This is a genomic window from Bradyrhizobium sp. UBA2491, from assembly GCF_002341725.1.
Taxonomy (GTDB): domain Bacteria; phylum Pseudomonadota; class Alphaproteobacteria; order Rhizobiales; family Xanthobacteraceae; genus Bradyrhizobium.
In genome coordinates this window covers 12,990-34,877 of the sequence record NZ_DDOP01000058.1, presented here as the reverse complement: position 1 = coordinate 34,877, position 21,888 = coordinate 12,990, and the positions used below count along the sequence as shown (strand labels likewise).

18 protein-coding genes are annotated in these 21,888 nt (G+C 64.9%); 3 read left to right on the top strand and 15 right to left on the bottom strand.

Annotated features, from left to right (window positions below):
* Positions 1 to 4: 4 nt before the first annotated feature.
* From B2W55_RS18915 to B2W55_RS18895, 5 genes are all read right to left on the bottom strand, one after another.
* Positions 5 to 412: a F0F1 ATP synthase subunit epsilon gene (locus B2W55_RS18915; protein WP_024583271.1), complete on the bottom strand. Its 408-nt coding sequence runs from the start codon at positions 410 to 412 to the stop codon at positions 5 to 7.
* Between the two features lie 116 nt (positions 413 to 528).
* The gene (gene atpD / locus B2W55_RS18910) at positions 529 to 1,971 is read right to left on the bottom strand and encodes a F0F1 ATP synthase subunit beta (protein ID WP_024583270.1); all 1,443 of its coding nucleotides are present in this window, start codon (positions 1,969 to 1,971) and stop codon (positions 529 to 531) included.
* A gap of 25 nt (positions 1,972 to 1,996) precedes the next feature.
* Positions 1,997 to 2,875 carry a F0F1 ATP synthase subunit gamma gene (locus B2W55_RS18905; protein WP_024583269.1) on the bottom strand — a complete coding sequence of 293 codons (879 nt, stop codon included), beginning with the start codon at positions 2,873 to 2,875 and terminating at the stop codon, positions 1,997 to 1,999.
* 92 nt (positions 2,876 to 2,967) lie between these two features.
* Positions 2,968 to 4,497, bottom strand: coding sequence for a F0F1 ATP synthase subunit alpha (atpA, locus tag B2W55_RS18900; protein ID WP_024583268.1), 1,530 nt, complete (start codon positions 4,495 to 4,497; stop codon positions 2,968 to 2,970).
* On the bottom strand, positions 4,497 to 5,057 hold the full coding sequence (locus B2W55_RS18895; protein WP_024583267.1) for a F0F1 ATP synthase subunit delta: 561 nt from the start codon (positions 5,055 to 5,057) through the stop codon (positions 4,497 to 4,499). The genes atpA and B2W55_RS18895 overlap by 1 nt, the downstream gene beginning before the upstream one ends.
* Before the next feature lie 641 nt (positions 5,058 to 5,698).
* Between B2W55_RS18895 and B2W55_RS18890 the strand changes: the two genes are divergently transcribed.
* Positions 5,699 to 6,190 carry a septal ring lytic transglycosylase RlpA family protein gene (locus B2W55_RS18890; protein WP_024583266.1) on the top strand — a complete coding sequence of 164 codons (492 nt, stop codon included), beginning with the start codon at positions 5,699 to 5,701 and terminating at the stop codon, positions 6,188 to 6,190.
* Positions 6,191 to 6,332: 142 nt separating this feature from the next.
* Here B2W55_RS18890 and B2W55_RS18885 read toward each other — a convergent pair whose 3' ends face one another.
* Positions 6,333 to 8,543 carry a primosomal protein N' gene (locus B2W55_RS18885; protein ID WP_024583265.1) on the bottom strand — a complete coding sequence of 737 codons (2,211 nt, stop codon included), beginning with the start codon at positions 8,541 to 8,543 and terminating at the stop codon, positions 6,333 to 6,335.
* Positions 8,544 to 8,649: 106 nt separating this feature from the next.
* On the opposite strand from B2W55_RS18885, the gene B2W55_RS18880 reads away from it, so the two are divergent.
* Together B2W55_RS18880 and B2W55_RS18875 are read left to right on the top strand one after the other, a co-directional pair.
* Positions 8,650 to 9,621 (top strand): tyrosine recombinase XerC, encoded by a 972-nt coding sequence (locus B2W55_RS18880; protein WP_024583264.1) that lies wholly within the window; start codon positions 8,650 to 8,652, stop codon positions 9,619 to 9,621.
* A gap of 124 nt (positions 9,622 to 9,745) precedes the next feature.
* On the top strand, positions 9,746 to 10,336 hold the full coding sequence (locus B2W55_RS18875) for a DUF4337 domain-containing protein (protein ID WP_024583263.1): 591 nt from the start codon (positions 9,746 to 9,748) through the stop codon (positions 10,334 to 10,336).
* A gap of 230 nt (positions 10,337 to 10,566) precedes the next feature.
* Here B2W55_RS18875 and B2W55_RS18870 read toward each other — a convergent pair whose 3' ends face one another.
* The 9 genes from B2W55_RS18870 to mdh form a co-directional block, all read right to left on the bottom strand.
* Complete coding sequence (locus tag B2W55_RS18870; protein ID WP_024583262.1) at positions 10,567 to 11,106, bottom strand: hypothetical protein; 540 nt, start codon at positions 11,104 to 11,106, stop codon at positions 10,567 to 10,569.
* Between the two features lie 135 nt (positions 11,107 to 11,241).
* Positions 11,242 to 12,642, bottom strand: a complete 1,401-nt coding sequence (gene lpdA / locus B2W55_RS18865; protein ID WP_024583261.1) for a dihydrolipoyl dehydrogenase — start codon at positions 12,640 to 12,642, stop codon at positions 11,242 to 11,244.
* 35 nt (positions 12,643 to 12,677) lie between these two features.
* Positions 12,678 to 13,427: an SDR family oxidoreductase gene (locus B2W55_RS18860; protein WP_024583260.1), complete on the bottom strand. Its 750-nt coding sequence runs from the start codon at positions 13,425 to 13,427 to the stop codon at positions 12,678 to 12,680.
* Positions 13,428 to 13,499: 72 nt separating this feature from the next.
* On the bottom strand, positions 13,500 to 14,744 hold the full coding sequence (gene odhB / locus B2W55_RS18855; RefSeq protein ID WP_024583259.1) for a 2-oxoglutarate dehydrogenase complex dihydrolipoyllysine-residue succinyltransferase: 1,245 nt from the start codon (positions 14,742 to 14,744) through the stop codon (positions 13,500 to 13,502).
* A gap of 187 nt (positions 14,745 to 14,931) precedes the next feature.
* Positions 14,932 to 17,892 carry a 2-oxoglutarate dehydrogenase E1 component gene (locus B2W55_RS18850; RefSeq protein WP_024583258.1) on the bottom strand — a complete coding sequence of 987 codons (2,961 nt, stop codon included), beginning with the start codon at positions 17,890 to 17,892 and terminating at the stop codon, positions 14,932 to 14,934.
* Between the two features lie 257 nt (positions 17,893 to 18,149).
* Positions 18,150 to 19,031, bottom strand: coding sequence for a succinate--CoA ligase subunit alpha (gene sucD, locus B2W55_RS18845; protein WP_024583257.1), 882 nt, complete (start codon positions 19,029 to 19,031; stop codon positions 18,150 to 18,152).
* A gap of 21 nt (positions 19,032 to 19,052) precedes the next feature.
* Positions 19,053 to 19,529, bottom strand: a complete 477-nt coding sequence (locus tag B2W55_RS18840; RefSeq protein ID WP_024583256.1) for a DUF1579 family protein — start codon at positions 19,527 to 19,529, stop codon at positions 19,053 to 19,055.
* A 2-nt stretch (positions 19,530 to 19,531) separates the two neighbouring features.
* On the bottom strand, positions 19,532 to 20,728 hold the full coding sequence (gene sucC, locus B2W55_RS18835) for an ADP-forming succinate--CoA ligase subunit beta (protein WP_024583255.1): 1,197 nt from the start codon (positions 20,726 to 20,728) through the stop codon (positions 19,532 to 19,534).
* Positions 20,729 to 20,889: 161 nt separating this feature from the next.
* Entirely contained in the window at positions 20,890 to 21,858 is a 969-nt protein-coding gene (mdh, locus tag B2W55_RS18830) for a malate dehydrogenase (RefSeq protein WP_021078790.1), read from the bottom strand.
* Positions 21,859 to 21,888 lie beyond the last annotated feature (30 nt).

The following is a 21,888-nucleotide window of genomic DNA, read 5'->3' as shown; positions in this document are numbered from 1 at the left end:
CGCCTTAGTGCATGGCCGTGGCGTTGAGCTCGTGCTGGATGCTCTTGAAGTGGTCGAGCCGCTCGATCGCGTGGTCGAGCTCGGAGCCCTCCTTCTCGGAGAGCTTTTCCTGCATCTCGCTGATCGTCTCGGCGAACTTGGCACGATCGAGTTCGGCCAGCGCGGTCGCGACGTCGGCGAGCACGGTGAGGCCCTTGTCCGACACTTCGGCGAGACCGCCGAGCACGATCACCTTCTCCTTCTTGCCGGCAGCCGTGATCGTCAGGATACCCGGACGAATCGTGGCGACGACCGGCGCGTGTCCGGCGAGCACGCCGAAATCACCCTCCACGCCGGGGACGTCAACCTGATCAACCTCGCCGGAGAAGGCGAGCTTTTCGGGAGAGACGAGATCGAAGTGGAAGGTGGCCATGGTCTTTCCGTTCTTTGCGCTGTCACCCGCGGGCTCGACCCGCGGGTCCATCAGTCAAACTACTGCTGGTGCGATGGATCGCCGGATCAGGTCCGGCGATGACGACATCTCGAAGCTCAGGCCGCCTCGGCGGCGAGCTTCTTGCCCTTCTCGACGGCTTCTTCGATGGTGCCGACCATGTAGAACGCGGCTTCCGGCAGGTGATCGTACTTGCCCTGGCAGAGATCGCGGAAGCCCTTGATGGTGTCGGCGAGGTCGACGAACTTGCCCGGCGAACCGGTGAAGATTTCGGCGACGTGGAACGGCTGCGACAGGAAGCGCTCGACCTTGCGGGCGCGGGCCACCGTCAGCTTGTCCTCTTCCGACAATTCGTCCATGCCGAGAATGGCGATGATGTCCTGCAACGACTTGTAGCGCTGGAGGATCTGCTGGACGAGACGCGCGGTGTTGTAGTGCTCTTCACCGACCACCAGCGCGGAGAGCATGCGCGAGGTCGAGTCGAGCGGGTCCACCGCCGGATAGATGCCCTTTTCCGAGATCGCGCGCGACAGCACCGTGGTGGCGTCCAAGTGCGCGAACGAGGTGGCGGGCGCCGGGTCGGTCAAGTCGTCGGCCGGCACGTAGATCGCCTGCACCGAAGTGATCGAGCCCTTCTGGGTGGTGGTGATGCGCTCTTGCAGCGCGCCCATGTCGGTGGCGAGCGTCGGCTGATAACCCACGGCCGAAGGAATACGGCCGAGCAGCGCCGACACTTCCGAACCCGCCTGGGTGAAGCGGAAGATGTTGTCGACGAAGAACAGCACGTCCTGGCCCTGGTCGCGGAAGTGCTCGGCGACCGTCAGGCCGGTCAGGCCGACGCGGGCGCGGGCGCCCGGCGGTTCGTTCATCTGGCCGAACACCAGCGCGCACTTCGACTTCACGCTCGGATCCGGATTGTGCGGATCGGCGTTGACCTTGGATTCGATGAACTCGTGATAGAGGTCGTTGCCTTCACGGGTGCGCTCGCCGACGCCGGCGAACACCGAGTAACCGCCGTGCGCCTTCGCGACGTTGTTGATCAGCTCCTGGATCAGCACGGTCTTGCCGACGCCGGCGCCGCCGAACAGGCCGATCTTGCCGCCCTTGGCGTACGGGGCGAGCAGGTCGACGACCTTGATGCCGGTGACGAGAATTTCAGCCTCGGTGGACTGGTCGGTGTAGCTCGGCGCTTCCTGGTGGATGGGGCGCAGGCCGTCGGACTTGATCGGACCGGCTTCGTCGATCGGCTCGCCGATGACGTTGATGATGCGGCCGAGGGTGCCCTCGCCGACCGGCACCCGGATCGGCTCGCCGGTGTCGGTGACTTCCTGGCCACGCACCAGACCTTCGGTGATGTCCATCGCGATGGTGCGGACGGTCGATTCGCCGAGATGCTGTGCGACTTCGAGCACCAGGCGGTTACCGCCGTTCTTGGTCTCGAGCGCGTTCAGAATCGCCGGAAGGTGGCCTTCGAACTGCACGTCGACCACGGCGCCCGTGACCTGGGTAACGCGACCGATCTGGTTGGCTGCTGTAGCCATGGACTGTTCTCCTTCGAAATCTGCCTTAGACCGCCTCAGCGCCGGAGATGATTTCAATCAGCTCCTTCGTGATCTGGGCCTGACGGGTCCGGTTGTAAATCAGGGTTTGCTTGCGGATCATTTCGCCCGCGTTGCGCGTCGCGCTGTCCATCGCGCTCATCTGCGCGCCATAGAACGAGGCGTTGTTTTCCAGCAGCGCGCGGAAGATCTGCACCGCAAGGTTGCGCGGCAGCAGGGTGCCGAGAATCTGGTCTTCTTCCGGCTCGTACTCATAAGACGTGGACGGAGCCGCGTTGGCGGCGGGCGCGGCCACTTCGAGCGGGATGATCTGCTGCGCGGTCGGGATCTGCGCGATCACCGACTGGAAGCGCGAATAGAACAGCGTGCAGACGTCGAACTCGCCGGCTTCGAACCGCGTCAGCACCTTCTTGGCGATGTCCTCGGCATGGACGAAGCCGATCTGCCGCACCGAACGCAGGTCGAGGTGCTCGACGATCCGGCTCTCGAACGTCCGCCGCAATTGCTCGTAGCCCTTGCGACCGACGCAGAAGAACTTGACGTCCTTGCCCTGCGCCAGCAGCGACTGCGCCCGCTCGCGCGCCAGGCGCACGATGGCGGAGTTGAAGGCACCCGACAGGCCGCGCTCGCCGGTGCAGACCAGCAGCAGATGGACCTGGTCCTTGCCGGTGCCCGCGAGCAGTGCCGGCGCGCCGGGCGAGCCGTTGGCCGCGGCGGCGATGTTGGAAATCACCGCATCCATCTTGGTGGCATAGGGCCGCGCCGCCTCGGCGGCGTTCTGCGCGCGGCGCAGCTTGGAGGCTGCGACCATCTGCATGGCCTTGGTGATCTTCTGCGTCGCCTTGGTCGAGGCGATGCGGACCCGCATGTCTTTTAGTGACGCCATTCTTCGTTCACCCCGGCGATCCGACCATGATGGTCAGATCGCAAGCCTCCGTTCGTCACGCCCGGCGGTCGAGCCGGGCGGCGCCCCATTCGTTATGCAAACGTCTTGGCGAAGCCGTCGACCGCCGCCTTCAGCTTGGCGGCACTGTCGTCGGACAGGTCGCGGCTGTCGCGGATCGCGTTGAGGATCTCGGCATGCTTGCCGCGCAGCAGCGACAGCAGGCCATCCTCGAAGGCCTTCACCTTGTTGAGCGGAAGCGCATCGAGATAGCCGTTGGTGCCTGCCCAGATCACGCAGACCTGCTCTTCCATCTTCAGCGGCGAGAACTGCGGCTGCTTCAAGAGTTCGGTCAGGCGCGAGCCGCGGTTCAGCAGGCGCTGGGTCGAGGCGTCGAGGTCGGAGCCGAACTGCGCGAACGCCGCCATTTCGCGGTACTGCGCGAGCTCGCCCTTGATCTTGCCGGCGACCTTCTTGGTGGCCTTGGTCTGCGCCGAGGAGCCGACGCGCGACACCGACAGACCGACGTTCACGGCGGGACGGATGCCCTGGAAGAACAGATCGGTCTCCAGGAAGATCTGGCCGTCGGTGATCGAAATCACGTTGGTCGGGATGTAGGCCGACACGTCGTTGGCCTGGGTTTCGATGACCGGCAGCGCCGTCAGCGAGCCCAAACCATGGTCCTTGCCGAGCTTGGCGGCGCGCTCGAGCAGGCGGGAGTGCAGATAGAACACGTCGCCCGGATAGGCTTCGCGGCCCGGCGGGCGGCGCAGCAGCAGCGACATCTGGCGGTAGGCGACGGCCTGCTTGGACAGATCGTCATAGATGATCACGGCGTGCATGCCGTTGTCGCGGAAGTATTCGCCCATCGTGCAGCCCGTGAACGGCGCGATGTACTGCATCGGCGCCGGATCGGACGCGGTCGCGGCAACGACGATCGAGTATTCCAGCGCGCCCTGCTCTTCGAGCACCTTGACGAACTGCGCAACCGTGGAGCGCTTCTGACCGACCGCGACGTAGACGCAGTACAGCTTCTGGCTCTCGTCGGGCTGGGCGTTGAGCGGCTTCTGGTTCAGGATGGTGTCGAGCGCGATCGCGGTCTTGCCGGTCTGGCGGTCACCGATGATCAGCTCGCGCTGGCCGCGGCCGATCGGGATCAGCGCGTCGATCGCCTTGAGGCCGGTGGCCATCGGCTCGTTCACCGACTTGCGCGGAATGATGCCGGGCGCCTTGACGTCGACGCGCTTGCGCTCAGTCGCCTGGATCGGGCCCTTGCCGTCGATCGGATTGCCGAGCGCGTCGACGACGCGGCCGAGCAGCCCCTTGCCGACCGGCGCGTCCACGATGGCGCGGGTGCGCTTGACGGTCTGGCCTTCCTTGATCTCGCGGTCGGCGCCGAAAATCACGATACCGACGTTGTCGGTTTCGAGGTTGAGCGCCATGCCGCGGGTGCCGTTCTCGAACTCGACCATTTCACCGGCCTGAACGTTGTCGAGACCGTAGACGCGAGCGATACCGTCACCGACCGACAGCACCTGGCCAACTTCGGTGACCTCGGCTTCCTGGCCGAAATTCTTGATCTGGTCCTTGAGGATCGCAGAAATTTCTGCGGCGCGGATGTCCATCAGCCTGCCTCTTTCATCGCGTTCTTGATCGAATTGAGTTTGGTGCGAAGCGAGCTATCCACCATGCGGCTGCCGAGTTTGACCACCAGGCCACCGATGATGGAAGGATCGACCTTCACGTTGAGCGCGACGTCCTTGCCCGTCACCGATTTCAGTGCGGCCTTCAGCGCGTCGAGATTCTTGTCATTGAGCTGCTCGGCGACGGTGACTTCGGCAGTCGCCTCGCCCTTGAACTTCGCCACCAGCGCGCGATAGGCGCGGATCACATCGGATACCGCGAACAGCCGGCGGTTGGCGGTCAGCACCTTGAGAAACTTGGCCGTGGTGCCGGCGATGCCGGCCTTGTCGAGCACCGCGCTCAGCGCCTTGAGCTGGATGTCGGCGGCGAACACCGGGCTGCGCACCAGGCGCTTGAGGTCGGCACTGTCGTTGAGGATGGCCTCGAATTTGTCGAGATCGCCCCTCACCTGGTCGACGGAATTCTCGTCGCGCGCCAACTCGAACAGGGCCGTTGCATAACGACCGGAAACTCCCGAAACGGACGGATCTTCAGCAGCCACGAGCTCGCTCTTTTTTGCTGTCAAATTCGCAAGGGAAAAACCGTCGCCACCAAAGCAGCGCCTAGCGATCCAAGCCCTTGGAATTCAAGCGGGACTTCGATTTTCGACCGGCACAGGACGTGCCGGGATCGTTAAAATCGCGGCTTTGCTAACATAGCAATCGCGCAGGTGCAACATGACGGCATCGTGAGAGCCGCCTTGTCGCATGCGCTTTTTGGCGACCGTTGCGGGCGCTCAGGGAGCGACCGAGGCGAAAAATTCGAGGCGCGGAAATTCGGCACGAAGGCCTCCATTCTCGCCGACCCGAATTTGTTCCATCGGAATCTGCATGGGCCTATGGCCGCGAATGCAAGGAACCCAGGACGGCCCGGCCGCTCCATTTGGCGAATACTTACCGAAAACTTACCGCAGCCTCGCTAATCAGTATTCGTGAGTATAGATATCGTTAAAGAGTGGTTAACGGACAAGATTTCAGAATCGCAGTTGAATAGGCTGAAGCGGTAACAAGATATTTCAACGCGAGACAATTGGGATTTACTGCCCAATTCGTGCCTCATTGCGAAATCAAACGGCCTTGGTCAACGAAGGGACGGGGGTTCCACTTGCCACGCTCGTGGCAATACTGTCTGAGGGTCTTATCAATGCTGAATATCAAGAAGGCGGCGGGCAATGTAACCCGCTCGCGTACGGCGCTCGCGTTTGTCGCCGCAACTATCCTGGTCGGGGGCAGCGTGACGGAGGCGTCCGCGAAGTCCAGGCACCATCATCATCGCCACCACCATCATCACCACGCCCGCGCCGAAGGTTCGTCCTGGCGCGACGCCAATGCATCGATCCAGCCGTCCGGCGGCCACACGTTCTCGGGGATGGCCTCCTTCTACGGCAATGAGTCGGGCAGCCGCACCGCTTCCGGCCAGCGCTTCAACCAGAACGCCATGACCGCCGCCCACCGCTCGCTGCCGTTCGGCACCAAGCTGCGCGTCACCCATGGCGGCCGCAGCGTCGTCGTCACCATCAACGATCGCGGCCCGTTCATCCGCGGCCGCGTGCTCGACCTCTCCACCGGCGCAGCCCGCGCCATCGGCCTGACCGGTCGCGGCGTCGGCCGTGTCACCGCCGAGGTCGTCTCCTAAAGCTTGAGTAAGCGTTGCGTTGCGTAACGGCTGCGAGGCCCGCCTCGCGCCAGAAAGCCTGCCGTCGCCAATGACGGCAGGCTTTTTCTTTTCGTCCTTCCGGGCGCGCGAAGCGCGCGCCCGGAAGGACGGGGCCAGACAACTACAAAAAGCTCTGCGGATCGACGTCGACCTCGAGCTTCAGATTGCCCTTGGTCTTGGGACCCGCCGCCAGCCAGTCGCGCAGATATTGCGACAAGTCGACATTGCGCAGCGACTTCACCAGCAGGCGGAAGCGGTAGCGGCCTTTGATGACGGCAAGCGGCGCCTCGGCGGGGCCGAGCACCTGGATCCGCTCGTCGAGCGGCGCCACCGCGGCGAGCTTGCGCGCAAAGCCCTCCGCCGTCGGACGGTCGCCGGCGGAGACGATCAGGCTCGCCAGCCGGCCGAACGGCGGATAGCCGGTGCGCTCGCGGATCTCGATCTCGCTGGCGTAGAACGCCTCGCGGTCGTTCGCGATCAGGGCCTTGATGACCGGATGCTCCGGCTGGTGGGTTTGCAGATAGCCGACGCCGCGGCCCTGCTCGCGCCCGGCGCGGCCAACCACCTGGTTCAGGAGCTGGAACGTGCGCTCGGCAGCGCGCGGATCGCCGTTGCTCAGGCCGAGATCGGCATCGATGACGCCGACCAGGTTAAGCCGCGGGAAATTGTGCCCCTTCGCCACCAGTTGGGTGCCGATGATGATATCGACGCGCCCCTCGGCGATCTCGTTGAGCTCGCTGCGCATGGTCTCGATCGAGGTGATGAGGTCACTCGACAGCACCATGGTACGGGCCTCGGGGAAAATGCTCGCGGCCTCCTCCTGCAATCGCTCGACGCCGGGACCGACCGCGACCAGCGATTCCTCGGCCGCGCAATGCGGGCAGATGTTCGGGCGCGGCATCGAGAAGCCGCAATGATGACAGACCAGCCGCTGGCGAAAGCGATGATCGACCAGCCAGGCGTCGCAGATCGTGCAGGCAAAGCGGTGGCCGCAGGCGCGGCACAGCGTCAGCGGCGCATAGCCGCGGCGGTTGAGGAACAACAGCGCCTGCTCGCGGCGCTCGATCGCGTGGCGAATCTGCTCGGCCAGAACCGGCGAGATGAACCGCCCGCGCGGCGGCGGCGCGCGCCGCATGTCGATCGCCTCGATATGCGGCATGTGCTGGCCGCCGAACCGCGACGGCAGTGCGACGCGCTGGTAGCGCCCCTTGCGCGCATTGACCTCGCTCTCGACCGACGGCGTCGCCGACGCCAGCACGATCGGGATCTTGGCAATATGGGCGCGGACCACCGCCATGTCGCGCGCGTGATAATGCGCGCCGTCCTCCTGCTTGTAGGCCTGGTCGTGTTCCTCATCGACGATGATCAGGCCGAGATCGGCATAGGGCAGGAACAGCGCCGAGCGGGCGCCGACCACGACCGGTACCTTGCCTTCCGAGATCGCGGCCCAGTTGCGCGCACGGGTGCGCGGCGTCAGCTCCGAGTGCCATTCCAGCGGCCGCACGCCGAAGCGCTGCGCGAAGCGGTCGAGGAACTGGCCGGTCAGCGCGATTTCCGGCATCAGGATCAGCGTCTGCTTGCCGCGGCGGATATTCTCGGCGATCGCCTCGAAATAGACCTCGGTCTTGCCGGAGCCGGTGACGCCGTCGAGCAGCGCGACGTGAAAGCTGCCGCTCGCCGCCAGCGTCCGCAGCATGTCGACCGCGCTGCGCTGCTCGCGCGAGAAATCCGGCTGCGCAAAGGCGGGATCCGGCACCGGCGGCGCGGCCGGCGGCGGCATCACCTCGACCGTCAGCGTGCCCTCGTCGACCAGGCCATCGATCACGCCGGAGCTGACGCCGGCCTCGCGCGCCGCCTCCGACTTGCCATGCAGCAGGCGGTCCGACAGCACCTCGATCACGCGCTGGCGCGCCGGCGTCAGCCGCCGCGGCGGCTCCCCGACCAGGCGCACGCCGAGCCGCATCCGCTCCGGCCCGAGGTTCTCGCCCATCCGCAGCGTCATCCGCAGCACCATGCCGCGCGCTGACAGCGTGTAGTTGGAGACCCAGTCGACCAGTTGGCGCAGTTCCGCCCGGAGCGGCGGAACATCGAGCTTCTCGCTGACGTCCTTGAGCCGGTTATGCAACCGCGGATCGGGCCGGGCATTCTCGGCCCACACCACCGCGACCACCTCGCGCGGCCCGAGCGGAACAGAGATCACGTCGCCCGGCGCAAGCGCCATGCCGCGCGGCACGCGGTAGGAATAGGTCTGGTTCAGCGCCACAGGCACCAGCACATCGACGATTCCTGACGTCGACGTCGAGGCTGGGTTGGGGCGCGTGGGATGGTCCATTGAATCAAACTTTGCGGCGGACTAGCACTGCTTCGCGGTCTTAGCGAACAGTAAACGAAGGCAGTGCGATATAATCAGGAGAATCGCAGCGCCAATAGCCCTTGAGATGGCCCGGACCGATCAGCCCATTGCACCGCTCGAACTCGACTGCGCCGATACGACGGTGACGCAGGAGATGACGCGTTGGCTGTCGCATCTGCGCGCCGAGCGGCGGCTGTCGCCGAAGACGCTCGGGGCCTATTCCCGCGACGTGCGGCAGTGCCTGGCGTTCCTCGCCGAGCATTGGGGCGCACGGGTGACGCTTGCGGCATTTTCCGCGCTCGAGGCGAGCGACGTCAGAGCCTTCATGGCGATGCGGCGCGCGGACGAGATCGGCGGGCGATCGCTGATGCGGGCGCTGGCCGGGCTGCGCTCGTTCGGACGCTTCCTGGAGCGCGAGGGCAAGGGCAAGGTCGGCGCACTCTCGGCGATCCGCGCGCCGAAGATCGCCAAGAGCCTGCCGAAGCCGATCCATGTCGAGGCGGCGAGGCGTTTCGCCGACGCCGACGAGCGCGCCGGCGAGGAGCGCGAGACCTGGATCCTGGTGCGCGACGCCGCCGTGATGGCGCTGCTCTATGGTTCGGGCCTGCGCATCTCCGAGGCGCTCGGGCTGAAGCGCCGCGACGTGCCGAAGCCGGGCGAAGGCGACGTGCTGGTCGTCACCGGCAAGGGCAACAAGACCCGCATGGTGCCGGTGCTGCAAAACGTGCTGCAACTGATCGCCGACTACGCGGCGATCTGCCCGCATCAGCTCAGCCCGACCGGGCCGATGTTCGTCGGCGCGCGTGGCGGCCCCTTGAGCCCACGCATCATCCAGCTCACCATGGAGCGGCTGCGCGGCGCGCTCGGCCTGCCCGACAGCGCGACGCCGCATGCGTTGCGGCACTCCTTCGCCACGCATCTCTTGAGCCGCGGCGGCGACCTGCGCGCGATTCAGGAATTGCTCGGCCACGCCTCGCTGTCGACCACGCAGATCTACACCGGCATCGACAGCGAGCGCCTGCTCGAGGTCTATCGCTCCGCGCACCCGCGCGGCTGAACGCCCGTATCTGCGTTTAAAATAAGGCGCCGTTCATCTTCATACGGCTGCCACAAACCCTCCGCCCCTTGCCTTGTGCGCTGCATTCGGCAATCGTGGCGCGGTCTCATCCGGAGGGGGAATCATGAGCGCACATGAAAGTATGGAGCACGCTGAGCATGCCGAGCATGCCTCGGGCGAGAACAAGAAGATCGCGCTCCTGATCGCGGTGATCGCCCTGTGCCTGGCGTTGTCCGAAACGCTCGGCAAGGGCGCCCAGACCGAATCGATCAGCAAGAATGTCGAGGCGTCCAACCTCTGGGCCTTCTTCCAGGCCAAGAGCATCCGCCGCACCGCGGTGCAGACCGCGGCCGAACAGGGCAAGCTGAACCTCGCCACCACCACCGACGAGGCGGCCAAGGCCGCGCTCCAGAAGCAGATCGACGACTGGCAGAAGACCGCGGCGCGCTACCGCTCGGAGCCGGACACCGGCGAGGGTTCGGAGCAACTCGCCGAACGTGCCAAGCACGCCGAGCACGAGCGCGACGAGGCCACCGCGAAGTATCATCACTTCGAGCTGGCGTCCGCGGCCTTCCAGATCGCCATCGTGCTGGCGTCCGCGACCATCATCACCGGGATCGCGGCGCTCGCCTGGGTGTCCGGCTTGGTGACGCTCGCCGGCATCGCGATGACGTTGCTCGGCCTGTTGCAGCCGCATTTGCTGCATCTGCATTGAGGCGAGGCTTCGCTTTACCTCCGTCACCCTGCCAGGGTCGCGGAATTTGGCTTGCTCGGCTTGCTCAGTGTCATCACCCGCGCATGCGGGTGATCCAGTATTCCAGAGGCGGTCGTGCTTGAGCCGACAGGCCGCGGCGTACTGGATCGCCCGGTCGATCCGGGCGACGACAGCGGTGGATGAGGACAAAGCTTCACATCCTGTCAGGATGACGAGAGCGACAGGGCTGCCTAAAGCACCTTGCTGGTCTGATGCACGCTTTTGCGGAAGCGGGCGATCAGGCGCAGCGTGCGCGCCGACCAGCTGTCGCCGTCGCCACGGATCATGTCGAGGACGCGCCGCTTGACCGGCTCGACCAGTGCGGTGGCCTTGGCGCGCAGCGCCACGACGAAATTATAGAGTGCCTCGAACCACGGCATCTCCAGCAATTTCGACCGGGTGACGTCGAACAGGAACGCGGTGACGCCGACACCGACGATCTTGGCGAACAGGATCAGCGACACCGCGCTGAACCAGTACTGGTTGGCCAATAGCCAGAGCCCGACCAGCTTGAGCGGAAACAGCGGGATCAGCGGCACCACGAACACGATCAGGGTCATCGCCGGCGACAGCGCATCGACCCGGTCGGCGAGCCATTGCTTGAGCGCGCGCAGCGGAATCCACGCCACCACGCGCGCCACGATCGGCTCGACATGGTCCCATAGCCAGGCCTCGATCAGGAAGATGATCGCAAGCAGGACCCAGACCGGCTGAAGCAGGCGGCGCAACATCACTGTGATCCTAAAGCGCGATGAGACCGGGTTGAATCATCGCGCTTCAGCTCCTGGTTTGAGCATGATCCTTCCGGGAAACCGCTTCGCACTCTTCCGGATCATGCTACAGCCCGGCTCGCGCCGGACGTTCGATCACATATGGATGGCGCGCTTGCCGACCGCAAGCGCGGCTTCCTTGATCGCCTCCGAACGGGTCGGATGGGCGTGGCAGGTGCGCGCCAGATCTTCCGCTGAACCACCGAATTCCATCAGAACGCAGGCTTCATGGATCATTTCGCCGGCCTCGATGCCGACGATGTGGACGCCGAGCACCCGATCGGTCTTCGCATCTGCGAGAACCTTCACAAAACCGTCAGTGGTCTGGTTGACCTTGGAGCGGCCGTTCGCGGTGAACGGGAATTTGCCGACGGTGTAGGCGACGCCCGCCTGCTTGAGGTCTTCCTCGGTCTTGCCGACCGACGACACTTCCGGTGTGGTATACACAACGCCTGGAATGACGTCGTAGTTCACGTGGCCGGCCTGGCCCGCGATGATCTCCGCGCAGGCGACGCCTTCGTCTTCCGCCTTGTGCGCCAGCATCGGACCGGCGACGACGTCACCGATCGCATAGATGCCCTTCACACTGGTCGAGAAGTGCGAATCGATCTCGACGCGACCGCGGTTGTCGAGCGCGACGCCGGCTTCCTTCAGCCCGAGGCCTTCGGTGTAGGGCACGCGGCCGATACACACGAGCACCACGTCGGCTTCGATGGTTTCAGCAGCGCCGCCGGCGGCCGGCTCGACCTTGGCCTGCAACGTCTTGCCGGACGTGTCGACCGAGGTGACCTTGGCGCCGAGCTTGAAGGCAAAACCCTGCTTCTCCAGGATGCGCTGGAATTGCTTGGCCACCTCGCCGTCCATGCCGGGCAGGATGCGGTCGAGGAATTCGACGACGGTGACCTTGGCACCGAGGCGATGCCAGACCGAGCCGAGCTCGAGCCCGATCACGCCGGCGCCGACGATCAGCAGGCTGCCCGGCACCTTGTCCAGCGACAGCGCGCCGGTCGACGACACGATGCGCTTCTCGTCGATCTCGATGCCCTTCAGGCGCGCGATGTCCGAGCCGGTGGCGATTACGATGTTCTTGGTCTCGACGGTCTCGGTCTTGCCGTCGCCGGTGACCTCGACCTTGCCGGCGCCAAGGATCTTGCCGGTGCCCTTGAGCACGTCGATCTTGTTCTTCTTCATCAGGAACTCGACGCCCTTGACGTTGCCGTCGATGCCTTGCTGCTTGAAGTTCATCATCGCCGGCAGATCGAGCTTCGGCGCCGAGACGCTGACGCCCATCTTGGCGAAGGAGTGTCCGGCTTCCTCGAACATCTCGGAAGCGTGCAGCAGCGCCTTCGACGGCATGCAGCCGACGTTGAGGCAGGTGCCGCCCAGCGTCGCGTTCTTCTCGACCACGGCGACCTTCATGCCGAGTTGCGCCGCGCGGATCGCGCAGACGTAACCGCCGGGTCCGGTACCGATGACGACAAGATCGTAAGAAGCCATGATTGAGGTCCTGTAGCTAGAAACTGGAACAGCGGTTAGCGACCGCCCGACACGTCGAGGATCGCGCTGGTGACGTAGGAGGCCTCGTCCGAGATCAGCCAGACGATGGCGTTGGCGATTTCATCCGCGGTGCCGACGCGCTTCATCGGCACCATATGGGCCAGCCGATGCGCGCGATCGGGCTCGCCGCCCGCGGCGTGAATATCAGTGTCGATCAGGCCGGGGCGAATGCCGGCGACGCGGATGCCTTCATTGGCGACTTCGTAGCCGAGGCCGACGGTGAAGGAATCGATCGCCCCCTTGGAGGCTGCATAGTCGACATAGGTGTTGGGCGCGCCGAGCTTGGCCGCGACCGAGGACAAATTGACGATGACGCCGCCCTTGCCGCCGTGTTTGGTCGACATGCGCTTCACCGCCTCGCGCGCGCACAGGATGCTGCCGGTGACATTGACCGCCATCATCTGCTGGATGCGCTCCGCCGACATCTCGTCGACGCGGACGCCGCTCTTGCCGACGATGCCGGCATTGTTGACCAGCGCGCCGAGCGTGCCGAAGCCATCGGCGGCCTTGAACAGCGCGAGGATGTCCGCCTCGCTGCCGACGTCGCATTTCACCGCGATCGCCTTGCCGTTCTTGGCCTCGATCGAGGAAACGACTTCATCCGCCGCGGCCTGGTTGGTGGCGTAGCCGACGACGACACGATAGCCGCGTGCCGCAGCAGCCAATGCAGTGGCGCGGCCGATGCCGCGGCTGCCGCCGGTGATGACAACGACCTTGTCCGTCACATCGATCCCCAAACGTGAGTGCCCAATGGATCGCGGCGCCCGAACCGATCGGGCGCCGCACGCGAGACGATCTTAGAGATCCAGCACCAGGCGGGCCGGATCCTCCAGGCTTTCCTTGACGCGGACCAGGAAGGTGACCGCTTCCTTGCCGTCGATCACGCGGTGATCGTAGGACAGCGCCAGATACATCATCGGGCGCACCTCGATCTTGCCGCCGACCACCATCGGCCGCTCCTGGATCTTGTGCATGCCGAGGATGCCGGACTGCGGCGCGTTGAGGATCGGCGTCGACATCAACGAGCCGTAGATGCCGCCATTGGTGATGGTGAAGGTGCCGCCTTGCATCTCGTCGATCTTGAGCTGACCGTCGCGGGCGCGGCGACCGAAGTCGGCGATTCCCTTCTCGATCTCGGCGATCGACTTGTGGTCGCAGTCGCGGACGACAGGAACCACCAGGCCGCGATCGGTGCCGACCGCGACGCCGATGTGATAGTAGTTCTTGTAGATCAGGTCGGAGCCGTCGATCTCGGCGTTGACAGCCGGAATGTCCTTCAGCCCCTGCACCACCGCCTTGGTGAAGAAGCCCATGAAGCCGAGCTTCGAGCCGTGCTTCTTCTCGAACGTATCCTTGTAGAGCGCGCGCAGCTTCATCACCTCGGTCATGTCGACCTCGTTGAAGGTGGTCAGCATCGCGGCGGTGTTCTGCACGTCCTTGAGGCGGCGCGCGATGGTCTGGCGCAGCCGGGTCATCTTCACCCGCTCCTCGCGCGCGGCGTCATCGGCCGGCGACGGCGCACGGACCTGCACGGCGGCGGCCGGCTGGTTGACCGGGGTCGGCGCCGAGGCGGCCTTCTCGATCGCGGCCAGCATGTCGCCCTTGGTGACGCGGCCGTCCTTGCCGGAGCCCGGAACGGTGGAGGCATCGACGCCGCTCTCGGCGGACAGCTTGCGCACCGACGGGGCGAGCGGCGCATCCGCCGGGGGCGCCTTCGGCGCAGCGGCGGCCGGAGCCGGGGCCGCGGCGGGCGCAGGCGCGGCGGCCTTGGCCGGAGCAGCGGCAGCAGCGGGCTTGGCCGCGACGGCGCCGTCATTGATCTGGCCGAGCAGCGCGCCGACGGCAACGGTCTCGCCGTCCTTGGCGATGATCTCGCCGAGGGTGCCGGCGACCGGCGCGGGCACCTCGATGGTGACCTTGTCGGTCTCCAGTTCCACCAACGGCTCGTCCACCGCTACCGCTTCACCGGCCTTCTTGAACCAGCGGCCGATGGTGGCCTCGGTCACGGATTCGCCGAGCGTTGGAACGCGAATTTCAGTCATGGTCTTTTCCTCGATAGCCTTGCGGTCGCAAAATGTGCGGTCGTAGAACTTGGCTGCCACCATCCGCCAAAGCGAACGATCCGGTACTCCGTGACGACAGCCATTCTGCTGGATGACGCGGGATACCGGATGCCCCGCTCCGGTGCGCAATTGCGCACAAGGCGGGGCATGGTGTTGGTGAAGATCGTTAGTTCAGTGCGTCATCGAGCAGCGCCTTGAGCTGCGCGAGATGTTTCGACATCAAACCGGTGGCGGTCGCTGCCGAAGCCGGCCGGCCGGCATAGCGCGGACGCTTGTTGGCAGCGTTGATCTGGTTCAGCACCCATTCGAGATAGGGCTCGATGAAGTGCCAGGAACCCATGTTGCGCGGCTCTTCCTGGCACCAGACCACCTCGGCCCCCTTGAAGCGGCCGAGCTCCTGCACCAGCGCCTTCAGCGGCACCGGATAGAGCTGCTCGATGCGCAGCAGGTAGATGTCGTCGACGCCGCGCTTCTCGCGCTCCTCGTACAGGTCGTAATAGACCTTGCCGGAGCACAGCACGACGCGACGGATCTTGTCGTCCGGCACCAGCTTGATCTTCTCGTCCGGCAGCATCTGCGCGTCATCGTACAGGATGCGGTGGAAGGTGGCGTTCTTGCCGAGCTCGTCGAGCCGCGACACCGCGCGCTTGTGACGCAACAGCGACTTCGGCGTCATCAGGATCAGCGGCTTGCGGATTTCGCGATGCAGCTGACGCCGCAGCACATGGAAGTAGTTCGCCGGCGTGGTCGGATTGACCACCTGCATGTTGTCCTCGGCGCACATCTGCAAATAGCGCTCGAGGCGCGCGGAGGAGTGCTCGGGTCCTTGCCCTTCGTAGCCGTGCGGCAGCAGGCAGACCAGGCCGGACATGCGCAGCCATTTGCGTTCGCCCGAGGAGATGAACTGGTCGAACACCACCTGGGCGCCGTTGGCGAAGTCGCCGAACTGCGCTTCCCAGAGCGCCAGCGCATTCGGCTCGGCCAGCGAATAGCCGTATTCGAAGCCGAGCACCGCCTCTTCCGACAGCAGCGAGTTGATGACCTCGTAATGGCCGGTGTCGTTGCCGCCGAGATGGTTGAACGGGGTGTAGCGGCTCTCGTCCTCCTGATCGATCAGGACCGAGTGGCGCTGCGAGAACGTGCCGCGTTCGGAATCCTGCCCGGACAGGCGCACGTGATGGCCTTCCTGCAACAGCGTGCAGAACGCCAGCGCCTCGCCGGTCGCCCAGTCGATGCCGACGCCGCTGTCGATCGCCTTGGCGCGGTTGTCGAGGAAGCGCTGGATGGTGCGATGGACATGGAAGCCGTCCGGCACCTTGGTGATCTTGCGGCCGATCTCCTTGAGCACGGCGACGTCGACGCCGGTGACGCCGCGGCGGGCGTCCTCTTCCTGGTCGGCGATCTTGAAGCCGGCCCATTTGCCGTCGAGCCAGTCCGCCTTGTTCGGCTTGTAGCCGGCGCCAGCCTCGAACTCGGCATCGAGCCGCGCGCGCCAGTCGGCCTTGGCCTTCTCGACCTCGCCCTCGGTCATCACGCCGTCGGCGACCAGCCGCTTGGCGTAGATTTCCAGCGTGGTCGGGTGCGATGCGATCTTCTTGTACATCACCGGCTGGGTGAACGCCGGCTCGTCGCCCTCATTGTGGCCGTGGCGACGGTAGCAGAACATGTCGATCACGACCGGCTTGTGGAATTTCTGCCGGAACTCGATCGCAACCTTGGCCGCGAACACCACGGCTTCCGGATCGTCGCCATTGACGTGGAAGATCGGCGCATCGATCATCTTCGCCACGTCGGACGGATACGGCGACGAACGCGAGTAGCGCGGATAGGTGGTGAAGCCGATCTGGTTGTTGACGATGAAATGCAGCGAGCCGCCGGTGCGATAGCCCTTCAGGTCGGACAGGCTGAAGCACTCCGCCACCACGCCCTGACCCGCGAACGCCGCATCGCCATGCATCAGGAGCGGCAGCACCGAGATGCGCATGTCAGGCGGATCACCGTGCTGATCCTGCTTGGCGCGCACCTTGCCGAGCACGACGGGATCGACGATCTCGAGATGCGACGGGTTTGCGGTCAGCGACAGATGGATGCTGTTGCCGTCGAACTCGCGGTCCGATGAGGCGCCGAGGTGATACTTGACGTCGCCGGAGCCTTCGACCGAGTCGGGGTTGGCCGAACCGCCCTTGAACTCGTGGAACAGCGCGCGGTGCGGCTTGCCCATCACCTGGGTCAGCACGTTGAGGCGGCCACGATGCGGCATGCCGACGATGATCTCCTTCACGCCGAGATTGCCGCCGCGCTTGATGATCTGTTCCAGCGCCGGAATCAGCGATTCACCGCCGTCGAGGCCGAAGCGCTTGGTGCCGGTGAACTTGGTGTCGCAGAACTTCTCGAAGCCGTCGGCTTCGATCAGCTTCCTGAGGATCGCGCGGCGACCCTCGGGCGTGAAGCTGATCTCCTTGTCCGGCCCCTCGATGCGCTCCTGGATCCACGCCTTCTGCGCGGCGTTGGAGATGTGCATGAACTCGACGCCGAGCGTCTGGCAGTAGGTGCGCTCGCAGATCTGGACGATCTCGCGCAGCGTGCCGTATTCGAGGCCGAGCACGTGGTCGAGGAAGATCTTGCGGTCGAAGTCGGCCTCAGTGAAGCCATAGGAGCGCGGATCGAGCTCCTCGCGGTCGCGCGGCGCCTCGATGCCGAGCGGATCGAGCTTGGCGTGGAAATGGCCGCGCATGCGATAGGCGCGGATCAGCATCAGCGCGCGAACCGAATCGCGGGTGGCCTGATGCACATCGGCGTCGGAGAGCGCGGCACCCTTGGCCTGCGCCTTGGCCGCGAGCTTGCTGCCGACCGCCTTCTCGACCTGGGCCCAGTTGCCGTCCAGCGCCGAGGTCAGCTCGTCGCGCGGCGTCAGCGGCCAGTTGTCACGTCCCCAGGAGGCGCCCTCGGCGTTCTTCTGGACGTCGGCCGGGGCGTCCTTCAGGCTCTTGAAGAAATCCTGCCATTCCGCGTCGACCGACGACGGGTCCTGCTCGTAGCGGGCGTACAGGTCGTCGATATAGGCGGCGTTGGTGCCCTGCAGGAATGAGGAGAGAGCAAAAGCAGCGTTCGCGTCTTGGCGAGACATGGGGCAGTCCTGGTGATTTTTTCGGTTCGCGCGTAGGAGACGGCGCAAGTGCCGGTCTGGGAAGAGCGCCGGCTGGATGGATATCCTTTACCCTATCTAGGACGGATATTCCTGCCTAAAAGAACTATGAAATGAATTTGAATTCAAAATTTAATGATCGGCGCGTTGAGCACTGACATCGGCCGACAAAAGCGGTTCCCGAAACGGGAACCGCCGGAAAACAACCCAAATACGCCGCAAGCTCCGTTCGGAGGCGGTTACTTCAGCATCTCGGCCAGCGTATGCCCGAGCCGTGCCGGCGACGGCGACACCTTGATCCCGGCGGACTCCATCGCCGCGGTCTTGGAACCGGCGTCGCCCTTGCCGCCTGCGATGATCGCACCGGCATGGCCCATGCGACGGCCGGGAGGTGCGGTGACACCGGCGATGAAGCCAACCATCGGCTTCTTGCGGCCGCGCTTGGCCTCGTCCTTGAGGAACTGGGCGGCGTCTTCCTCGGCGGAACCGCCGATCTCGCCGATCATGACGATCGACTTGGTGTTCTCGTCGGCCAGGAACATCTCCAGCACGTCGATGAATTCGGTGCCCTTGACCGGGTCGCCGCCGATGCCGACCGCGGTGGTCTGGCCGAGGCCCTCCTGGGTGGTCTGGAACACCGCCTCATAGGTCAGGGTGCCGGAGCGCGAGACGATGCCGACCGAGCCGGGCTTGAAGATGTTGGCCGGCATGATGCCGATCTTGCACTCGCCGGCGGTCATCACGCCCGGGCAGTTCGGCCCGATCAGCCGCGACTTCGAACCCGACAGCGAACGCTTGACGCGCACCATGTCGAGCACCGGAATGCCTTCGGTGATGCAGACGATCAGCGGTATCTCGGCATCGATCGCCTCGCAGATCGCATCCGCTGCGCCCGGCGGCGGCACATAGACCACGCTGGCATCGGCGCCGGTCTTCTGCCGCGCCTCGGCGACGGTGTCGAACACCGGCAGATTGAGATGGGTCGAGCCGCCTTTGCCCGGCGCCACGCCGCCGACCATCTTGGTGCCGTAAGCGATCGCCGCTTCCGAATGGAAGGTGCCGTTCTTGCCGGTGAAGCCCTGGCAGATGACCTTGGTGTTCTTGTCGATCAGAATGGACATGGGATGCTTTCGCGAATGGTTTCAGTGAACACGCCGGTACACGCCGGTGAGCACATCGGCCCAGCCTTCCGCGTCAGGCGAGAATTGGATCTTCATGCTGTAGGTGTTGTCGTCGACGACCTCGTAGACGTGACGGGCATTGCCGCGCAGCGAGCCGCGCACCAGGACCAGCGACTTGCCCGCCCAGCCACCGGAGGCCGGCGACGGCGGGTAGTAGCCGAGCGAATCGTGCCAGAACAGTTTGTAGGCCCGGTCGTCGCGGTCGTAGGTGAAGACGCCGTGGGTGGCGAAGCTTTCCTTGCCGTCGCGGGTCTGCACGCTGTCCTGGATCAGGTAGAAGCCGTTGAGCGCGATGCGCGCAACGACGTGCGAGGTCGCCGCACCGCCGGCGGTCCAGCGCGACGGATAGACCATCTCTTCGCCGTTCCACTCGCCGGCGAAAACCGCGAGCTTGCGGTGTTCTTCCAGCGGTGTCGGAGCGTCGAGATGATCGGCCATCGTTAGCCTCCCTTGACGGCTTTCACGATCTTCTGCGCGGCGTCGTCGAGATTGTCGGCGGGAACGACGTTGAGGCCGCTCTCGCGGATGATCTTCTTGCCCTGCTCGACATTGGTGCCTTCGAGGCGCACCACCAGCGGCACCTTGAGGCCGACCTGCTTCACCGCCGCGACCACACCCTCGGCGATCACGTCGCACTTCATGATGCCGCCGAAGATGTTGACCAGGATGCCCTTCACGTTCGGATCGGCGGTGATGATCTTGAACGCGGCCGCGACCTTCTCCACGCTGGCCCCGCCGCCGACGTCGAGGAAGTTGGCCGGCGCCATGCCGTAGAGCTTGATGATGTCCATCGTCGCCATGGCAAGGCCGGCGCCGTTGACCATGCAGCCGATATTGCCGTCAAGCGTGACGTAGTTGAGATCATATTTCGACGCCTCGATCTCCTTGGCGTCTTCCTCGGTCTCGTCGCGCAGCGCGACCACGTCCGGATGACGGTAGAGCGCGTTGCTGTCGAACGAGACCTTGGCGTCGAGCACGCGGAGCTGGCCCTGCTTGGTGACGACGAGCGGGTTGATCTCGAGCATCGCCATGTCCTTGGCGGCGAACGCCGCGTAGAGCTGGGCGGTCAGCTTCTCGGCCTGCTTGGCGAGATCGCCTTTCAGCTTCAGCGCCTCGGCGACGGTGCGGCCGTGATGCGGCATGATGCCGGTGGCTGGATCGACCGAGAAGGAGACGATCTTCTCGGGGGTCGAATGCGCCACGTCCTCGATGTTGACGCCGCCTTCGGTCGACACCACGAAGGAAATCTCCGAGGTCTCGCGATTGACCAGGATCGAGAGATAGAACTCCTTGTCGATGTCGGAGCCTTCCTCGATGTAGAGGCGGTTGACCTGCTTGCCGTGCGGGCCGGTCTGCACCGTGACCAGCGTCGCGCCGAGCATTTGCTTGGCGAACTCGTCGACTTCGGCGACCGACTTGGCGATCCGGACACCGCCCTTGTCGCCGGCGGAGGCTTCCTTGAACTTGCCCTTGCCGCGGCCGCCGGCATGGATCTGGCTCTTCACCACCCAGATCGGGCCGGGCAGCTGCTTGGCCGCCGCGTCGGCGTCTTCAGCCTTCAACACCGCGACGCCGCGCGAGATCGGCACGCCGAATTCATGCAGCAGCGCCTTGGCCTGGTATTCATGGATATTCATGGAAAGTCGCTCCCAAACCCTCGTGCGGCGAACTTCACGTCAGCCTTGAAGACTGGCATACCATATACCAAAGCTCGCGCAACTACAAAATCCGTCGGAATTTCATCATCTTGCACCCGACAGGCGATCGAAACCGCCTATCGGGTGATTGCCGAATGAGATTACTTGCCGAGCAGATCGGGCGCGATCTTCTTGCAGGCGTCGACCAGACCCTGCACCGCGCCGACCGACTTGTCGAAGGCTTCGCGGTCCTTGCCGGCCAGCTCGATCTCGACGACGCGCTCGACACCCTTGGAGCCGATCACGGTGGGCACGCCGACATACATGTCCTTCACGCCATATTCGCCGTTGAGATAGGCGGCGCAGGGCAGCACGCGCTTCTTGTCCTTCAGGTAGCTCTCGGCCATCGCGATCGCGGAGGCGGCCGGCGCATAGAAGGCCGAGCCGGTCTTCAGCAGGTTGACGATCTCGGCACCACCATTGCGGGTGCGGTCGACGATCTCGTCGATGCGCGCCTGCGAGGTCCAGCCCATCTTGACCAGGTCGGGCAGCGGGATGCCGGCAACAGTCGAGTAGCGCGTCAGCGGCACCATGGTGTCGCCGTGGCCGCCGAGCACGAAGGCGGTGACGTCCTCGACCGAGACGTTGAATTCGTCGGCCAGGAAGTAGCGGAAGCGCGCCGAGTCGAGCACGCCGGCCATGCCGACCACCTTCTTGTGCGGCAGGCCCGAAGCCTTCTGCAGCGCCCAGACCATCGCATCCAGCGGGTTGGTGATGCAGATGACGAAGGCGTCGGGGGCGTACTTCTTGATGCCGGCGCCGACCTGCTCCATGACCTTGAGGTTGATCGACAAGAGATCGTCGCGGCTCATGCCGGGCTTGCGCGGCACGCCCGCGGTGACGATGCAGACCTTGGCGCCGTCGAGCGCTTCATAGGAATTGGCGCCGACCAGGTTGGAGTCGAAGCCGTCGACCGGCGACGACTGCGCGATGTCGAGCGCTTTGCCCTGCGGCACGCCCTCGGCGATATCGAACAGCACGACGTCTCCGAGTTCCTTGAGGCCAACGAGGTGCGCCAGCGTTCCGCCGATCTGTCCGGAGCCAATCAGTGCAATCTTGTCGCGTGCCATGGGAAATCAGTCCTTTGAACTTGGTGCAGG